Below are 16592 nucleotides of genomic sequence, written 5' to 3' on the forward strand. Positions count from 1 at the left end.
ATGGACGTCTTCCCCTCCACCCCGAGGGCACACCGGAACCCCGTGGTCGTCGCTCGGAAGATGGCTCTGCTCAAAGCGCCGCACCTGGCGAAGTTGACGGAGTTCGCGCAGCGCATCGCCACCGAGCGCAAGGCCGACGTGCCGCTGTTCGACCCGGCGAGCGGCGGTGTGAACGCCAAGGTCCTGCTGCTGCTGGAGTCGCCCGGGCCCGCGTCGTCGGGCTCGGGCCTCAACTCGCCGGACAACGACGACCCGACCGCCGCCAACGTGTTCGCCGCGATGGCCGAGGCGGGCCTGTCCCGGCGGGTGAGCCTGAGCTGGAACGTGGTGCCCTGGTACCTGGCCAACCGCGAGCCGTCGCCCGCCGACCTGCGCGCCGCCGTGCCGTACTTGGTGGAACTGCTGCGGATGCTGACCGCGCTCAAGGCGGTCGTCGTGCTGGGCAGGCCCGCCGGCACCGGCTGGACGCTGTCCGGCCGCGGCCACAAGCTCAAGGTGTTCAACGCGCCCCACCCGTCGCCGCTGTCGATCAACCGCGACCGGGCGGGTCGGTGGCCGCAGCTCGTGGCCGCCTGCCGGCAGGCGGCCGAGGCGGCGGGCTGAGCGCGGGCGCCCCGCACTCGCGGCCCGGCGAGGCTGACCCGGGCCGCGCGATCCGTCATGCGGACCGCGCCCGGCCTTCCTAGCCTTGGTGCATGGCACACCTGGCGGTACGACGACCCCTGGCCGGACTGGCGGTGTTCGCCGCCGCCGTCGCCGCGACCGCGGTCATCGGCTCCCTGTCCGCGATCTCCGCCTCGGCGGAGTACGAGGCACTGCGCACGCCGTCCTGGGCTCCGCCGTCCTGGCTGTTCGGCCCGGTGTGGACGGCGTTGTACGTGATGATCGCGCTGTCCGGCTGGCTGTTCTGGAAGCGGCACGGCGCGGGCCGGGAACTGGTCCTGTTCGCGGTCCAGCTGGTGCTCAACGCCGCCTGGACGCCGTTGTTCTTCGCCGCCGGGCGGTACGGCCTGGCGCTGGCCGACATCATCGCGCTGCTCGTGTCGATCGTCGCGCTGATCGTCGTGTTCGGCCGCGAGCACCGGCCGGCCGCGTTGCTGCTGGTGCCGTACCTGGCCTGGGTGGGCTTCGCGACCGCGTTGAACGCGAGCATCCTCAGCCTGAACTGACCGCCCGGCCGATGCCGACCGCCCGGCCGATCCGGTCGTGCAGCTCGCGCAGGTGCCGGACCAGCTCGGGCGGCTCGTGCACCTCGAACTCGCCGCCCAGCTGCAACAGGTGGAACGCCAGGTACTCCACCGTGTCGGTGAAGTCCCTGATCACGCAGGTCCGCTCGTCGACGGCCTCGACGCGCACGCCGGGGAACCGGGCCCGCACGTCACGGGCGGGCAGGTGGACCGTCGCGACGGCGGTGCAGGTCGGCGCGCGGCTGAGCATGTGCTCGGCCAGGTAGGCCGCCGGGTCGTCGGAGGGCAGCGCGCGCGGCGCGAACCGGGCTCCGGTGGGGGACAACGAGGTCATCCGGTCGACCCGGAAGAACCGCCAGTCGTCGCGCTCCGGGTCGAACGCCACCAGGTACCAGCGCCGCCCGGACGGCACCAGGTGCAGCGGCTCGACGTGCCGCGCGCTCTCCGCGCCGTCGGCCGCCGCGTACCGGAACCGCAGCCGTTCCCGGTTCGCGATGGCGGACGCCAGCACGGTCAGGTGCTCGGGGTCCACGGTCACCCCGTCGGCTCCCAGCACCACCGGCAACGTCGCCGCGCCCAGCGCCCCCACCCGCCGCCGCAGCCGGGCCGGCAGCACCTGCTCCAGCTTCGCCATGGCCCGCACCGACGCCTCCTCGATGCCCGCCACGGTCTGCCGCGCCGCCGTGCGCAACCCGACCGCGATGGCCACGGCCTCCTCGTCGTCCAGCAGCAACGGTGGCATGGCCGTGCCCGCGACCAGCCGGTAGCCGCCCTCGGCGCCCATCGACGCCTCGACCGGGTAGCCGAGCTCGCGCAGCCGGTCGACGTCGCGGCGGATCGTGCGCGGGCTGACCTCCAGCCGCCGCGCCAGCTCGCTGCCCGGCCACTCGCGCGGCAGCTGGAGCAGGGACAACAAGGAGAGCAGCCGGCCCGCGGTGTCGGTCACGCGGCCAAGGATGCCCGATCGGCGGGACAGTTCCCGGTCCGCTTCCCGATCAGCTCCCGATCAGGTTCCGACCCGCTCCCCGACCCCGCGCCCTCGAACCGGGTGAACCAGTCCTCGGCCCGGTCGGGGCCGTCCGTCGCGGGCGTCAGGTACAGCCCCGGCACGTCCGCAAGCACGGCTTCCAGCAGCCGCCGGCGTTCGCCGAACGGCGTGCCGGTCAGGTCCCGGTCGTCCAGCGCGAGCAGGTCGAACGCGACGAAGGCGGCCGGCGTGTCGACGGCCAGCTTGCGCACCCGCGACGCGGCCGGGTGCAGCCGCAGTTGCAGCAGGTCGAAGCTCAACCCCTCGGGCGTGACGATGACGACCTCGCCGTCCACCACGCACCGCGGCGGCAACCCGGCCGGCAGCGCCTCGACCACCTCGGGGAAGTACCTGGTCAACGGCCGGTCGTTGCGCGAGCCGAGCTCCAGCTCGTCACCGTCGCGGAACACGATGCACCGGAACCCGTCCCACTTCGGCTCGTAGACGAGCCCGGGCTCGCGCGGCACCAGAGTGCACGGCCTTGGCGAGCATCGGCCGCACGGGCGGCATCACGGGGAGGTCCACGGACGGAGCGTAATTCGAAGGGGTGAAATTCACCGTGGAGCGGCATCGAGGGCGGGAGTTGTCCGCAATGGTTCATAGGGTGGTGTCATCACTGGAACGGAAGGCAGAGCCACCATGAGCACCACCGCGACCCTCTCGACCGAACTCACCGACCTGCTGTCGAGCCTGGCCAGGCACCGCGAGTTCCTCCGCGTCACGGTGCGCGGGATGAGCGACGAGCAGGCGCGGCGGACGCCCACGGCGAGTGAGCTCTCGCTGGGCGGCCTCATCAAGCACGTCCGCACCGTGGAAGAGGCCTGGATGCGCTTCGCGGTCGGCGGCGCGCAGCTGATGGAGAGCGTGCGGTCGGACTGGGTCGACGGCTTCCGGATGCTGGCGGACGAGACGCTGGACGGGCTGCTCGCGGACTACGAGGAGACGGCGGCGAAGACCGAGCGGCTGCTCGCGGAGCTGGACCTGGACACCGCCCACCCGCTGCCCGACGCGCCGTGGTTCGAGCCGGGCGTCTCGTGGACCGTCCGCCGGGTGGTGCTGCACCTGATCGCCGAGACGTCCCAGCACGCCGGCCACGCGGACATCATCCGCGAGACCATCGACGGCCGGAAGACGATGGGCTGACCCGGGCCCCGGTCGGTCAGCGGCGGCAGAGCCGGCGGACCAGGTCGGCGTGCGAGGGGTAGCGCGGCGCGAGGGTGTCGGCCTCGCCGAAGGTGACCACGTCATCGGTGTAGGGCGGCACCACGACCGTGCCGGCCAACGACCACTCGCCGGCCGGTTCACTGGCCTGCCACACCCCGGCGGGCACCACCACCTGCGGTCGTTGTCCCGCGGCGAGATCCGGACCCAGCACGGGCGTGGTCACCGTGCCGTCCGGGTGCAGCAGCAGCATCCGCAACGGCGCGCCGCGGTGGTAGGCGTAGACCTCCACGTGGTCGAGCTTGTGCACGCCGGAGAACTCGCCCTCCCGCAGCAGGTAGTAGATCGCGGAGACCTCGGGCGACCGCCACGACTGCCCGAACCACCCGCCCTCCACCGGCAACTCGACCAGGCCCAGCGCCGCGATGACGTCCTCGGCGTTCACGTCAGCTCCGCCTCCACCGATCCGTGCACCACGACCATGCCCTTGCCCAGCCGCTTCGCCGTGTACATCGCCGCGTCCGCCGTGCCGAGCAGGTCGTCGGCGCTCAACGACGGGTCGAACCCCTCGCGGTGCGAGATACCGATCGACGCTCGGATCACGTGCGTGCCGCTCGCCGTGCGGTGCGGCTCGTCCAGCGCGTCGAGCACCCGCCGCCCGATCTCCTCCGGCGGCTGCGGGTAGCCGTCGACCAGCACGCCGAACTCGTCACCACCCAGCCGCGCCACCACGTCCTGCGACCGCACGCACGCCTGCAACCGGGACGCCACGATCCGCAGCACCGCGTCGCCCTCGGCGTGGCCGAAGTTGTCGTTGACGCGCTTGAACCCGTCCACGTCGATGAACAGCACCACCACCGGTGACGTCCCGGCCAGCGCCGCGTCCAGCCGTTCCCGGAACAGCGCGCGGTTCGGCACACCGGTCAACGGGTCGTGGTAAGCCTGGTGCCGCAGCCGTTCCCGGCTGTCCCGCAGCTGCTCCAGCAGCTTCACGTTGTCGATCAGGGTCAGCAGCTGCCGCGCGATCACCAGCAGCACCACGCCGAGCCCGACGTAGATCTCCAGCGGGTTGAGCCGCACGCCGGTCGCCGTGCCGACCACGATGAACAGGCCCGTGACCAGCATCGGCAGGTACGGCACCAGCAGGTGCAGCAGCTCGCCCGCGCGCAGCCGGGCCGCGCCGACCCGCTCCCGCGCCGCGTTGCCCGGTGCGATCGAGCTGAGGAGGAACAACGCCGGGCACACCATGAACCCGATGTCGGCGGCCGTCGGGATGGCGGTCGCGCCCTTGCTCACCAGGTACGCGAACACCCAGCCCGACCCCGACTGCGCCAGGCCAGCCAACGCGATGAACAGCACCGGCAGCTGCCGCACCGACCGGTGCGTCCACGACGACACCAGCAGCACGACCAGCATCACCAGGTACGCCGCCGGGTGCGCCACCACGGTCGCGAAACCGGGGCCGGAGGTGGCCCACGCGCGGACCATCGACTCCAGCGCCGACACCCACGTGAGCACGAACAGCGAGCCGACCACGATCAGGCCGTCCAGCGCGACGACCAGCCTGCTGCGGTGGCCGGGCAGCTTGCCCGACCCGCCGTGCGCCAGCACCAGGATCGCGCACAGCGTGAGCACCGGCACGAGCATGAACCCGATCGGCGCGAGCGTGGACGAGGGCAGCGACACCCCGAGGAACACCTGGCCCCAGATCCACACGGCCAGGCCGACGGCCAGGCTCGCCATCGCCGCGACCATCCACAGCCGCCAGCGCCGCGCCACGCCCTGCCGCACCCGCGCGGCCCGCCAGTACGACACCATCGCGGCGGTCGCGGCGAGCAGCTGGGTGAACTTGTCGACCGCGACGGACGTCGGCCGGTCGAACGCCCCGGAGACGACGAGGCAGACGATGCCGATCACCAGAGCGCAGACGGCACCGGAGATGACGCCGAACCGCCTCAGGGTCATGGCACCCCGCTCATGCCGCCACTGGAGTCGATCAGTTGACCGAGCCACTGTAATGACCTCGTGACGCTGTGTCGATCGGGGGGTGCCTGTTCGTCACCGTGCGCGTGTCATCGGGCTGTCCACCGTGACCACCCTCTAAGGTTTCGAACTGGTGTTCGTCGGCGGTTGAGCGGCGGTCGATCGGCGGTTGAGGGGACCAGCGTGCGCGTGTTCGGAGTCGACCCCGGCCTGACCCGGTGTGGGTTCGGGGTGGTCGACGGCGGTCCCGGTCGGACGGTGCGGCCGATCGCCGTGGACGTCGTGCGGACACCGGCCGACGAGGACCTGGCGTTGCGGCTGCTCCAGCTCTCCGACGCGGTCGAGCAGTGGCTGGACCGCTACCAGCCGCAGGTGGTGGCCATCGAGCGGGTGTTCAGCCAGCACAACGTCCGCACCGCGATGGGCACGGCGCAGGCGGGCGGCGTGGTGGCGCTGTCGGCGGCCCGCCGCGGCCTGCCGGTCGTGTTCCACACGCCGAGCGAGGTCAAGGCCGCCGTCACCGGATCCGGCCGGGCGGACAAGGCGCAGGTCACCGCCATGGTCACCAAGCTGCTCGGCCTGAAGACCGCGCCGAAGCCCGCCGACGCCGCCGACGCGCTCGCGCTGGCCATCTGCCACCTGTGGCGCGCGCCCATGCGGTCGCGGCTGGAGGAGGCGCAGGCGAGGGCGGCTGAGATCGCCCGGACGCACCGCGCGAGACTGGCGCAGGCGGGTGCGAAGGCGCCGGCCACGCCGACGGCCGCCCGGTCGGCGGTGCGGGCCAAGACCGCGTCAGCCAAGACCGCGTCAGCCAAGACCGCGTCGGTTGAGGCCGCGTTGGCTGAGGTGGCGTTGGCTGAGGTGGCGTCAGTCGAGGTCGCGTCGGCCAAGACGACGCCAGCCAAGACCGCGTCGGTTGAGGTCGCGTCGGGTGCGTCGGCCACAATCGCGTCGGTCGAGGCAGGCTCGGTCGAGGCCGTGGAAACCGGAGGGAAGACCCAGTGATCTCGTCACTGCGCGGGCAGGTGCTGTCCATCGGGCTCGACCACGTCGTCGTCGAGGTCGGCGGCGTCGGCTACGCCGTGCAGGCCACCCCCACCACGCTGGCCACGCTGCGCCGCGGCGAGGAGACCCAGCTGGCCACGGCGCTGGTGGTGCGCGAGGACTCGCTGACCCTCTTCGGCTTCGCCGACACCGACGCCCGCGAGCTGTTCGGCCTGCTCCAGACCGTGTCCGGGATCGGGCCGCGGCTGGCGTTGGCGACCCTGGCCGTGCTGGAGCCGGACAAGCTGCGCGCCGCCCTCGCCGAGGGCAACATCACCGTGCTCACCCAGGTGCCCGGCATCGGCCGCAAGGGCGCCGAACGCCTGATCATCGAGCTGCGCGACAAGGTCGGTCAGCTCGCGCCCGCGCCGAGCGCCACCGGCGACGCGGGCCAGGTCCGCGCGCAGGTCACCGACGCGCTGCTCGGCCTCGGCTTCCCGGCCAAGCAGGCCGAGCAGGCCGTCGACGCCGTGCTGGCCGGCGACGGCGCGCTGGGCACGTCCGAGGTCCTCCGCCGCTCCCTGGCCGCCCTGGGCCGCAAGCGATGAACTTCGACGAGGACGACACCCTCAACCCGCTGCCCGACCCGGCCGAGCGGGACGTCGAGACCACGTTGCGGCCGAAGGACCTGCACGAGTTCGTCGGCCAGCCGAAGGTCCGCGAACAGCTCGAACTGGTCCTCCAGGGCGCGATGCAACGCGGCTCGCCACCCGACCACGTGCTGCTGTCCGGCCCGCCCGGTCTGGGCAAGACCAGCCTCGCCATGATCATCGCCGCCGAGCTGGGCGCGTCCCTGCGCATCACCTCCGGCCCCGCCCTCGAACGCGCGGGCGACCTGGCCGCGATGCTGTCGAACCTGGTCGAGGGCGACGTGCTGTTCATCGACGAGATCCACCGGATGGCCCGGCCCGCCGAGGAGATGCTGTACCTGGCGATGGAGGACTTCCGGGTCGACGTGGTCGTCGGCAAGGGGCCGGGCGCGACCAGCATCCCGCTCGACATCGCCCCGTTCACGCTGGTAGGCGCCACCACCCGGTCCGGCGCGCTGACCGGACCGCTGCGCGACCGCTTCGGCTTCACCGGCCACATGGAGTTCTACAGCGCGGAGGAGCTGGAGCTGATCATCCGCCGGTCCGCCGGCATCCTCGGCGTCGACCTGCGCGAGGACGGCGGCCGGGAGATCGCGGGCCGGTCGCGCGGCACGCCCCGCATCGCGAACCGCCTGCTCCGCCGGGTTCGGGACTACGCAGAGGTGCGCGCGGACGGCGCGGTCACCCTGGAGGTCGCCCGCGACGCCCTGAAGGTCTACGACGTGGACGAGCTGGGCCTGGACCGGTTGGACCGGGCGGTCCTGGACGCGCTGGTCCGTTCGTTCGGCGGCGGACCGGTCGGCGTCTCCACGCTGGCCGTCGCGGTGGGTGAGGAGCCGACCACGGTCGAGGAGGTCTGCGAGCCGTACCTGGTCCGGGCCGGGATGCTCGCGCGCACGCCGCGTGGTCGGGTCGCCACCGCCACGGCCTGGCTGCACCTGGGTCTACAGCCGCCGCCCGGGGCGCCGGGTGAGGCCACCCGATCCCTGTTCGACGACGCCACCGGGTGATCCGGATGACTCACCTGGCACAATCGGCGGCGGCATCCCAGAAATTCGGACGTACCGGGCGCTGATCGCGCCCGCCCCGTCCGGTTGATCGGAGAATGATGGACCTGTCCTCCTTGATGTTCCCGCTGCTGCTCGTGCTGCTCGCGGTGCCGCTGTTCCTCAGCGCCCGCAAGCAGAAGCGGGCCGTCGCCGAACAGCAGGCGCTGCTGAACTCGCTGGAGCCGGGTGACCGGGTCATGACCACCTCCGGGCTGTACGCGACGGTGGCCGGCGTGAACGACGACGACAACACGATCGAGCTCGAGATCGCCGACGGCTTCGTCACCACTTGGCTGCGCCAGGCCATCCGCGAGAAGGTTGTCGTGGACACCGAGACCGACGCGGTCGTGGACGACGTCGAGGATGTCGACGACGTCGTGGACGAGACTGCGGACGTCGACCGCGCCCAGCAGGAACGCGCACAGCAGGAGAGCAAGAAGTAACCAGAAGTAACCAGCGGACCCCTCGCCTGGAGCCGGCAATTGTCAACGTGCCGACTCCAGGCAGTGACGCGCAGCTCACACCATCAGGGGTACGCTGCGGCCTCGCTGACCTTGTCAACTATCAGGAGACGGACGGACCGTGGCACCTCCGGCCGGGCAAATCCGCCCCGCGAAGTACCTGGGCGCATTTGTCCTCATCGTGGTCGCGCTGTACTCCCTGGTGTTCTTCACCGGGAACGGCAAGGCGACCCCCAAGCTCGGCATCGACCTGCAGGGCGGCACCCGTGTCACCCTGACCGCCCGGGCTCCTGATGGGAAAACGCCCTCGGAGGAGTCCCTCAACCAGGCTCGTACCCTCATCGAGACCCGTGTAAACGGTCTCGGTGTGGCCGGCCCCGAGGTCATCCGCGACGGCACCAACCTGGTGATCACGGTCCCCGGCTCCGACAGCGAGGGCGCCAAGCGCCTCGGCCAGACGGCGAAGCTCAACTTCCGCAAGGTCATCGGCTCGCCGGTGCCCAACGCGCCGGAGCCCGCGCCGACCGAGACCGCCCCGCCGTCCGCGTCGGGCTCGGCCACGCCGACCACGACCGGTTCGGCCGCGCCGACCGAGTCCGCGGGTTCCGCCGCGCCGACCACGACCGCGCAGGGCAGGCCGGCCCCGGTGTTCGAGGGCCAGCCGGCGACGACGACCCCGGCGGCGGACCCGAACGCGCCCGTGGACCCGAACGCCCCCGCCGACCCGAACGCGCCGGTGGACCCGAACGCGCCCGCCGGGGAGCAGCCGCCCGGTGAGTCGCAGGTCGACTGCCGCGCGGTCTTCCAGGGCCAGTACTCCGAGGACCCGACGAAGGCGATCGAGGAGTCCCGCACCTGCCGGCAGGACCCGCAGCTGACCACGCTGGACGCGCAGACCGTGTCCCAGGCGCTCGGCGCGTTCACCTGCCCCGCGGTCGACCCGCTGATCGGCAACGACGACCCGGCGCTGCCGCTGCTGACCTGCGACCAGGACCGCACCGAGAAGTACGTGCTGGCCCCGGTCACCCCGCCGACCGACGGCAGCGTCAAGGACGACGACTTCAGCCTGTACTCGCGGCTGAGCGGCGAGGACGTCGACAACGCGGTGTCCGGCACCGACCCGCAGGGCGCGGGTTTCGTGGTCGACCTGACCTTCAAGGGCGAGGGCGGTGACAAGTGGGGCAAGTTCACCTCGGCGAACGTCTCGCAGCAGGTCGCCGTCGTGCTCGACACCCAGGTCGTGTCCGCGCCGAACATCAACGAGCCCATCCTCGGCGGTTCGACGCAGATCAGCGGCAAGTTCACCCAGGCGGAGGCGAACAGCCTCGCCAACGTGCTCAAGTACGGCTCGCTGCCGCTGTCGTTCGAGGCCTCCGAGGCTGAGACCGTGTCCGCGACGCTGGGCCTGGCCTCGCTGGAGGCCGGCCTGATCGCGGGTGGCATCGGCCTCGCGCTGGTGTTCGTGTACTGCCTGTTCTACTACCGACTGCTCGGCGTGCTGACGATCCTGTCGCTCGTCCTGTCCGGTGTGATCGTCTACGCGGTGCTGGTGCTGCTCGGCCGCTGGATCGGGTTCACCCTCGACCTCGCGGGCATCGCCGGTTTCATCGTGTCGATCGGTATCACCGCGGACTCGTTCGTGGTGTTCTTCGAACGGTTGAAGGACGAGATGCGCGAGGGCCGGTCCTTCCGGTCGGCGGTGCCGCGCGCCTGGGTCCGCTCCCGTCGCACCATCCTGTCCGCGGACATGGTCAGCTTCCTGGCCGCGGCCATCCTGTACGTGCTCGCCGTCGGCCAGGTGAAGGGCTTCGCCTTCACCCTCGGCATGTCGACCGTGCTGGACCTGGTCGTGGTCTTCCTGGTCACCCACCCGCTGGTCAGCATGATCTCGAAGTCGAAGCGCCTGTCCAACCCGAAGCTCTCGGGCCTCGGCGGCGCCGTCCAGGCATCGGTCGACGACCGCGCGCTGTCGGGTGCGAAGAGCACCGCTGTGAAGGAGGTCTGACGTGGCCGAGACGAAGAAGCGCAACGTTTTCCAGCGGCTCTACGTCGGCAACGGCGCGTTCGACATCATCGGCAAGCGCAAGCGCTGGTACGTGGTGTTCGGCATCATCCTGCTGATCTGCATCGCGTCGATCGTGTTCCGGGGCTTCAACCTGGGCATCGACTTCACCGGCGGCACGCGCGTCCAGATGCCCGCGGTCAGCTCCTCCGGGACGATCGGCGTCGAGCAGGCCAAGGAGTCGTTCGAGAAGGCGCTCGGCAAGGAGCCGGCCGCCACGCAGACCGTGGGCACGGGTGACGCGGCGACCATCCAGATCCGATCGGAGACGCTGAGCGCCGACGAGGTCTTCAAGCTCAAGGCCGCGCTCAACGAGGACCTCGCGCCCACCGGCGGCACCGACGCCATCAGCGACAGCGCCGTGTCCGCCTCGTGGGGCGGTGAGATCACCAGCCAGGCGCTGATCGCGCTGCTCGTGTTCTTCGTCGCGGTGATGATCTTCCTGGCGCTGTACTTCGAGCTGTCGATGGCGATCGCCGCGCTCGTCGCGGTGCTGCACGACGTGCTGATCACGGCCGGCGTGTACTCGATCATCGGCTTCGAGGTCTCGCCGGCGACGGTGATCGGTCTGCTCACCATCCTCGGTTTCTCGCTGTACGACACGGTGGTGGTGTTCGACAAGGTCCGGGAGAACACCCGCGGCCTGCTCGGGCTCACCCGCCGCACCTTCGCCGAGGCCGCGAACCTCGCGGTGAACCAGACCCTGATGCGCTCGATCAACACCTCGTTGATCGCGGTGCTGCCGGTGCTGGGCCTGCTGGCGATCGGCGTCGGCCTGCTCGGCGTCGGCACGCTGAAGGACTTGGCGCTGGTGCAGCTCACCGGCATCATCATCGGCGCGCTGTCGTCCATCTACATCGCGACCCCGGTCGCGGTCGACCTGAAGATGCGCGACGCCCGGTACAAGGCGCAGGCCGCCCGGGTGCAGGCGCGTCGGGACAACCTGGCCCGCAAGGCCACCGCCGGTGAGGCGACGGGTGAGGTGCTCAGCGGTGGCGACATCGTGGAGTCGACCGACGACGAGTCGTTGCAGGCCGAGTTGCGCAGGGAGAAGGCGATGTCGGCCGCGGCGAGCGTGCCCGCGCGGACCGGCAAGGCGGGCGACGCGCGGCGCCGCCCGACGGGCAAGAAGCAACGTTGAAGCTCGACCGCGCCCTAGGGCTGCTGCGTGAGGTCCCGGACTTCCCCCTGCCGGGGGTCGTCTTCCGGGACCTCACGCCGGTCCTCGCCGACCCGGACGCGTTGCGCGCCGTGGTCGACGCCCTTCAGGACAAGATCCACCCCGACACCCAGGTAGTGGCCGCGATCGAGTCGCGGGGATTCCTGCTGGGTGCGGCTCTCGGGTACGGCTGGCACTACGGCGTCGTGCCGTTGCGGAAGCCGGGCAAGCTGCCGGCCGTGGCCCACCGGGTGTCGTACGACCTGGAGTACGGGACGGCCACGCTGGAGTTGCCGGCGGAGGCCGTGGTGCCCGGTCAGCACGTGGTCGTGGTGGACGACGTGCTGGCGACCGGTGGCACGGCTGCGGCGGCGTGCGAGCTCATCGAGCGGGCCGGTGGTGTGGTGACCGGCGTGTCGGTGGTGCTGGAGATCCCGGGGCTGGGTGGCCGTGAGCGGCTGGCCGGTCGTGAGGTCAACGCCCTGTTGAGCGTGTGACCGCCGGCTCCTACCAGGTGGTGGTGCCGAAGTCGCCGATCACCAGCAGGTCCGGGGGCGGGAGTTCGGCGCCGGACTGCACGGCGGTCTGGAGCGTCTCGGTTTCGAGGACGAGCGCGTCGGCGTCGGCGGTGGTGAAGTCGTCGACGGCCCGCTTGAACCACAGCAGCGCTGATTCGCGGTCTCCTCGGGCCAGTCGGGCCCGTCCGAGCAGCACGCGGCACTCGCCGCGCTCGGAGGCCAGCTCGGGGTCTTGGTTGTTCTCGTTGGTTTCGCTGTCCTCGCTGTACAGCTCGTCGGCGCGCGTGAACTTGGCGATGGCGTTGTCCAGGTCGCCGGTCAGGAGGGCGTGCGCGCCGAGTTCGCGGACGGCCCAGGCGACGCCGGCGTTGTTCCCGCAGGTGAAGTGCAGTTCGACCAGTTGGACGAGGCAGCCGGTGATGGCGTCCGTCAGGCCGCGGGCGCGGTAGGTGCTCGCGAGCAGGTCGAGGGCGAAGACGTGCCGGACCAGTCGGTCTTCGGTGGCCAGGTCGAGGCAGTGGGCCTCGCGGAGCTCGACCGCTCGCGCGGCCATGGTCGTGGCGGCCTGGAAGAGACCCATGCGGGCGTAGACCTGGGCGGCGATCTCCAGCGGGTCGGCGGCGGACTCGGCGAGCGGGTGTCGGTCGGCGAGGTCGAGGGTGGCCCGGTGCACCTCCAGGGCCGCCGCCAGGCCGTAGCCGTGGGGGACCTCCAGCCACTGACCGCTGAGGCGTTCGGCCAGTTGGTCTACGTTTTCGGTCATGGGTGCCACTCTATTGTTTGCGGGTGGCAAATTACCCGTAAGCAGTAGGGTGAACTCTGCGTGCAAGTCGGCTACGCACAGTGGTTAAGGTGATCGTCATGGCGGTAGGAACCACACGTGCCAAGCGCAGGCTCGGCCGACACGTCAAGCCGATCGTGGAACGGGCCGGGCTCAAGCCGGCGGAGGTAGCGGACCTGGTCAAGACGTCGAAGGACACGGTCAACCGGCTGTTGTCCGGCGACCACCTGCCGCGCTACCCGACGTTCCTGGCGATCATGATGGTGCTCAAGGCGACCGATGAGGAGTTGGGCGAGGGCACGGCGCTCTGGGAACGCGCGAACGTGGACGCGGTGGTGGTCGAGCACGCGTCCGCGCTCTCGCCGGGGTACCTGAGGTTCAGGATGGACGAGGGTGAGGCGACCAAGGAGCGTTCACTCGACTCGATGCTCATCCCGGGCATCCTCCAGCTCGGCGGCTACGCCGAAGAACTCGGTCGGCGAGCCCCGGCCTTGACCTCCGGCAAGGGCTGGACGGCCCAGGCGGCTGCGGAGCGGCGCGATCGACAAGGCCTGCTCTACCGCGAGTTCAACACGCTCCACCTGCACGCGCTGATCGACGAGGCGGCGCTGTACCGCGTGGTCGGCAGCCGTGAGCTGATGGCGGAGCAGTTGACGCACCTCCTCACCGCTGGTCGGCGCGACAACATCACGATCCAGATCGCCGCCTTCGAGGCCGGTGCGTACGGCGCGCACATCGGCGCGCTGACCCTGCTCGACTACCCGGAGCCCGATGAGCCGCTCTCGATCTACATCGAAGGCCACGACGGGATCAAACCGGTGGACAATGTGGGCATGGTGAGGCGGCTGGTCACTGCGTGGGACGACGTGGCAGAGCTGGCGCTGACCCCGGAGCAGTCCGCGAAGCGCATCCGAGAAGTGAGGGACACGAGATATGCCTGACCAGCAGAGGCAGTGGAGGAAGTCGACTTACAGCTCCACCAACCCGGACTGCGTCGAGCTCTTGGTTACCCCTGAGTCCGCTGCGGTGAGAGACAGCAAGCGGCCGGAGGGAGGGGAGCTGAGCTTCCCGAGGGAGAGGTTCGCGGCGTTCGTCGCGGGGCTCAAGACCGATTGGTCCAGGTGAATCACAGGTGCTGCTCACCGTGTGAACTGCACCGCTCATCGGCTCGGCGCCGGGGTAGGGCCTCCAACGGAGTTATCCTCGGTTCCTAGACCCGAGGAGCGTGGTTGAGCCAGGACACCGAACCCGCCCAGACGCCGCCGCCCGTGCCCGCACGGCCGCCGTCGGCGACGAGGCGCGTGCGCGCGCGGCTGGCACGTCGGATCACCGCCCAGCGCGCCGCGCCGGTCAAACAGGTGCTCGAACCGCTGGCGGCCGTCCACCGCGACCTGCACCCCAAGGCCGACCTGGCGCTGCTCCAGCACGCCTACGACGTGGCGGAGGAGAAGCACCGCCCCCAGCGGCGCAAGTCCGGCGACCCCTACATCACGCACCCGCTCGCCGTGGCGACGATCCTGGCCGAGCTGGGCATGGACACCACGACCCTGGTCGCCGCCCTCCTGCACGACACGGTGGAGGACACGGACTACTCGCTGGACCAGCTGCGGGTCGACTTCGGCACCGAGGTCTCGCTCCTCGTGGACGGCGTCACCAAGCTCGACAAGGTCAAGCTCGGCGCGGCGGCCGAGGCGGAGACCATCCGCAAGATGGTCATCGCCATGGCCAAGGACCCCCGGGTGCTGGTCATCAAGCTCGCCGACCGGCTGCACAACATGCGCACCATGCGGTTCCTCCCGCCGGAGAAGCAGGCCCGCAAGGCGCGCGAGACGCTGGAGGTGCTGGCGCCGCTGGCGCACCGCCTCGGCATGGCGACGGTCAAGTGGGAGCTGGAGGACCTGGCGTTCGCGATCCTCCAGCCCAAGAAGTACGACGAGATCGTGCGCCTGGTGGCCAACCGCGCGCCGTCCCGCGACACGTACCTCGGCGGGGTGATCACGGAGCTGTCCCAGCAGTTGGCGGGCGCCCAGATCACGGCCAAGGTCGAGGGCAGGCCCAAGCACTACTACTCGATCCACCAGAAGATGATCGTGCGCGGTCGGGACTTCGACGACATCCACGACCTGGTGGGCGTGCGCATCCAGGTGGACGAGGTCCGCGACTGCTACGCGGCGATGGGCGTCGTGCACGCGCTGTGGCAGCCGATGCCGGGCCGGTTCAAGGACTACATCGCGCAGCCCCGGTTCGGGGTCTACCAGTCGTTGCACACGACGGTCATCGGGCCGGACGGCAAGCCGCTGGAAGTGCAGATCCGGACCTACGACATGCACCGGACCGCCGAGTACGGCATCGCGGCGCACTGGCGGTACAAGGAGACGCGCGGCACGCACACCGGCAAGGGCGTCGAGGTCGACGAGATGGCCTGGATGCGCCAGCTGCTCGACTGGCAGCGCGAGGCCGCCGACCCGGGCGAGTTCCTGGAGTCGCTGCGGTTCGACCTGGCCGCGCGGGAGATCTTCGTCTTCACGCCGAAGGGCGACGTGGTCACGTTGCCGACCGGGTCCACGCCGGTCGACTTCGCGTACGCCGTGCACACCGAGGTGGGTCACCGGTGCATCGGCGCGAGGGTGAACGGTCGGCTCGTCGCGCTGGAGCGCAAGCTCGAGAACGGTGAGGTCATCGAGATCTTCACCTCGAAGGCGGAGGGCGCGGGCCCGTCCCGCGACTGGCTGTCGTTCGCGGCCTCGCCCAGGGCCAAGGCGAAGATCAAGCAGTGGTTCGCGAAGGAGCGCAAGGAAGAGGCCATCGAGGTCGGCAAGGACGCCATCGCGAAGGAGGTCCGACGCGTCGGGCTCCCGTTGCAGAGGCTGGTCTCGGCCGATTCCATGGGCGCGCTGTCGAAGGAACTGCACTACCCCGACGTGTCGGCGTTGTACGCGGCCGTGGGGGAGGGCCACACGTCCGCCCGGCACGTCGTGCAGCGGCTGGTCGCGCAGCTCGGCGGCGTCGAGCACGCCGAGGAGGAGCTGGCGGAGCGGTCCACGCCGTCCACCGTGGCGCGCCGGCGGGTCACCGGTGACGCGGGCGTCATCGTCAAGGACGCGACGGACGTGTGGGTCAAGCTCGCGCGCTGCTGCACGCCGGTGCCCGGGGACGACATCCTCGGGTTCGTGACGCGAGGTGGCGGGGTGTCCGTGCACCGGACGGACTGCACGAACGCGGACGAGCTGGTGAGGACGCCCGAGCGGCTGCTGGACGTCGAGTGGGCCCCGTCGTCGTCCTCGGTGTTCCTGGTGGCGATCCAGGTCGAGGCGTTGGACCGGCACCGGCTGCTGTCGGACGTGACGAAGGTGCTGGCCGACGAGAAGGTCAACATCCTGTCGGCGTCGGTGACGACGTCGCGGGACCGGGTCGCGGTGTCTCGGTTCTCGTTCGAGATGGGCGACCCGAAGCACCTCGGCCACGTGCTGAAGGCCGTGCGGAGCGTGGAGGGCGTGTACGACGTGTACCGGGTGACGTCGGCGTCGTGATCGGCTGACGGTGCTGGCCGCGAGCCGGCGCGTTGCCGGC

16 protein-coding genes and 2 pseudogenes are annotated in these 16592 nt (G+C 70.9%); 13 read left to right on the plus strand and 5 right to left on the minus strand.

The features are described from left to right. Positions 1-60 precede the first annotated feature (60 nt). Complete coding sequence (locus tag ACQPYE_RS11645; RefSeq protein WP_498721117.1) at positions 61-603, plus strand: uracil-DNA glycosylase; 543 nt, start codon at positions 61-63, stop codon at positions 601-603. 92 nt (positions 604-695) lie between these two features. Next, entirely contained in the window at positions 696-1169 is a 474-nt protein-coding gene (locus ACQPYE_RS11650; RefSeq protein WP_498721118.1) for a TspO/MBR family protein, read from the plus strand. Here the strand turns inward: ACQPYE_RS11650 and ACQPYE_RS11655 are convergent. Then, positions 1156-2133 (minus strand): helix-turn-helix transcriptional regulator, encoded by a 978-nt coding sequence (locus tag ACQPYE_RS11655; protein WP_498721119.1) that lies wholly within the window; start codon positions 2131-2133, stop codon positions 1156-1158. The genes ACQPYE_RS11650 and ACQPYE_RS11655 overlap by 14 nt on opposite strands. Before the next feature lie 83 nt (positions 2134-2216). Then, a pseudogene (locus tag ACQPYE_RS11660) lies at positions 2217-2739 on the minus strand (ATP-dependent DNA ligase); the annotation flags it as partial. Positions 2740-2853: 114 nt separating this feature from the next. On the opposite strand from ACQPYE_RS11660, the gene ACQPYE_RS11665 reads away from it, so the two are divergent. Then, positions 2854-3357 (plus strand): DinB family protein, encoded by a 504-nt coding sequence (locus ACQPYE_RS11665; protein ID WP_498721120.1) that lies wholly within the window; start codon positions 2854-2856, stop codon positions 3355-3357. A gap of 16 nt (positions 3358-3373) precedes the next feature. Here the strand turns inward: ACQPYE_RS11665 and ACQPYE_RS11670 are convergent, their stop codons facing one another. Continuing rightward, positions 3374-3820, minus strand: a complete 447-nt coding sequence (locus ACQPYE_RS11670; protein ID WP_498721121.1) for a cupin domain-containing protein — start codon at positions 3818-3820, stop codon at positions 3374-3376. Beyond that, the gene (locus ACQPYE_RS11675; RefSeq protein ID WP_498721122.1) at positions 3817-5340 is read right to left on the minus strand and encodes a diguanylate cyclase domain-containing protein; all 1524 of its coding nucleotides are present in this window, start codon (positions 5338-5340) and stop codon (positions 3817-3819) included. The genes ACQPYE_RS11670 and ACQPYE_RS11675 overlap by 4 nt, the downstream gene beginning before the upstream one ends. A gap of 201 nt (positions 5341-5541) precedes the next feature. On the opposite strand from ACQPYE_RS11675, the pseudogene ruvC reads away from it, so the two are divergent. The 7 genes and pseudogenes from ruvC to ACQPYE_RS11710 all read left to right on the plus strand — a co-directional run. Continuing rightward, a pseudogene (gene ruvC, locus ACQPYE_RS11680) lies at positions 5542-6120 on the plus strand (crossover junction endodeoxyribonuclease RuvC); the annotation flags it as partial. A gap of 239 nt (positions 6121-6359) precedes the next feature. Next, positions 6360-6950: a Holliday junction branch migration protein RuvA gene (ruvA, locus tag ACQPYE_RS11685; protein WP_498721123.1), complete on the plus strand. Its 591-nt coding sequence runs from the start codon at positions 6360-6362 to the stop codon at positions 6948-6950. Continuing rightward, positions 6947-8002, plus strand: a complete 1056-nt coding sequence (gene ruvB, locus ACQPYE_RS11690; RefSeq protein ID WP_498721124.1) for a Holliday junction branch migration DNA helicase RuvB — start codon at positions 6947-6949, stop codon at positions 8000-8002. Before ruvA ends, ruvB begins: the two co-directional genes overlap by 4 nt. Before the next feature lie 98 nt (positions 8003-8100). Then, positions 8101-8484: a preprotein translocase subunit YajC gene (gene yajC, locus ACQPYE_RS11695; RefSeq protein WP_498721125.1), complete on the plus strand. Its 384-nt coding sequence runs from the start codon at positions 8101-8103 to the stop codon at positions 8482-8484. Positions 8485-8623: 139 nt separating this feature from the next. Beyond that, a complete protein-coding gene (secD, locus tag ACQPYE_RS11700; RefSeq protein ID WP_498721126.1) occupies positions 8624-10507 on the plus strand; it encodes a protein translocase subunit SecD in 1884 nt (627 codons plus the stop codon). Position 10508: 1 nt separating this feature from the next. Then, a complete protein-coding gene (gene secF / locus ACQPYE_RS11705; RefSeq protein ID WP_498721127.1) occupies positions 10509-11705 on the plus strand; it encodes a protein translocase subunit SecF in 1197 nt (398 codons plus the stop codon). Continuing rightward, positions 11702-12220 (plus strand): adenine phosphoribosyltransferase, encoded by a 519-nt coding sequence (locus ACQPYE_RS11710; protein ID WP_498721128.1) that lies wholly within the window; start codon positions 11702-11704, stop codon positions 12218-12220. Before secF ends, ACQPYE_RS11710 begins: the two co-directional genes overlap by 4 nt. 10 nt (positions 12221-12230) lie before the next feature. Here ACQPYE_RS11710 and ACQPYE_RS11715 read toward each other — a convergent pair whose 3' ends face one another. Next, on the minus strand, positions 12231-13004 hold the full coding sequence (locus ACQPYE_RS11715) for a tetratricopeptide repeat protein (RefSeq protein WP_498721129.1): 774 nt from the start codon (positions 13002-13004) through the stop codon (positions 12231-12233). A gap of 98 nt (positions 13005-13102) precedes the next feature. Between ACQPYE_RS11715 and ACQPYE_RS11720 the strand changes: the two genes are divergently transcribed. The 3 genes from ACQPYE_RS11720 (at position 13103) to ACQPYE_RS11730 (ending at position 16552) form a co-directional block, all read left to right on the plus strand. Next, positions 13103-13963 (plus strand): Scr1 family TA system antitoxin-like transcriptional regulator, encoded by an 861-nt coding sequence (locus tag ACQPYE_RS11720; protein ID WP_498722884.1) that lies wholly within the window; start codon positions 13103-13105, stop codon positions 13961-13963. Beyond that, positions 13956-14147, plus strand: a complete 192-nt coding sequence (locus ACQPYE_RS11725) for a DUF397 domain-containing protein (RefSeq protein WP_498721130.1) — start codon at positions 13956-13958, stop codon at positions 14145-14147. Before ACQPYE_RS11720 ends, ACQPYE_RS11725 begins: the two co-directional genes overlap by 8 nt. Before the next feature lie 104 nt (positions 14148-14251). Then, a complete protein-coding gene (locus tag ACQPYE_RS11730; RefSeq protein WP_498721131.1) occupies positions 14252-16552 on the plus strand; it encodes a RelA/SpoT family protein in 2301 nt (766 codons plus the stop codon). Positions 16553-16592: the final 40 nt, after the last annotated feature.

Source organism: Actinosynnema sp. CA-299493 (assembly GCF_050946825.1).
Classification (GTDB): domain Bacteria; phylum Actinomycetota; class Actinomycetes; order Mycobacteriales; family Pseudonocardiaceae; genus Actinosynnema.

Bases quoted from the DNA above. Each gene is read 5' to 3' on its own strand.
- ACQPYE_RS11645 (WP_498721117.1), top strand. From the start codon at position 61: ATGGCTCTGCTCAAAGCGCCGCACCTGGCGAAGTTGACGGAGTTCGCG.
- ACQPYE_RS11650 (WP_498721118.1), top strand. From the start codon at position 696: ATGGCACACCTGGCGGTACGACGACCCCTGGCCGGACTGGCGGTGTTC.
- ACQPYE_RS11665 (WP_498721120.1), top strand. From the start codon at position 2,854: ATGAGCACCACCGCGACCCTCTCGACCGAACTCACCGACCTGCTGTCG.
- ACQPYE_RS11675 (WP_498721122.1), bottom strand. From the start codon at position 5,340: ATGACCCTGAGGCGGTTCGGCGTCATCTCCGGTGCCGTCTGCGCTCTG.
- ruvB (WP_498721124.1), top strand. From the start codon at position 6,947: ATGAACTTCGACGAGGACGACACCCTCAACCCGCTGCCCGACCCGGCC.
- yajC (WP_498721125.1), top strand. From the start codon at position 8,101: ATGGACCTGTCCTCCTTGATGTTCCCGCTGCTGCTCGTGCTGCTCGCG.
- ACQPYE_RS11715 (WP_498721129.1), bottom strand. From the start codon at position 13,004: ATGACCGAAAACGTAGACCAACTGGCCGAACGCCTCAGCGGTCAGTGG.
- ACQPYE_RS11720 (WP_498722884.1), top strand. From the start codon at position 13,103: ATGGCGGTAGGAACCACACGTGCCAAGCGCAGGCTCGGCCGACACGTC.
- ACQPYE_RS11725 (WP_498721130.1), top strand. From the start codon at position 13,956: ATGCCTGACCAGCAGAGGCAGTGGAGGAAGTCGACTTACAGCTCCACC.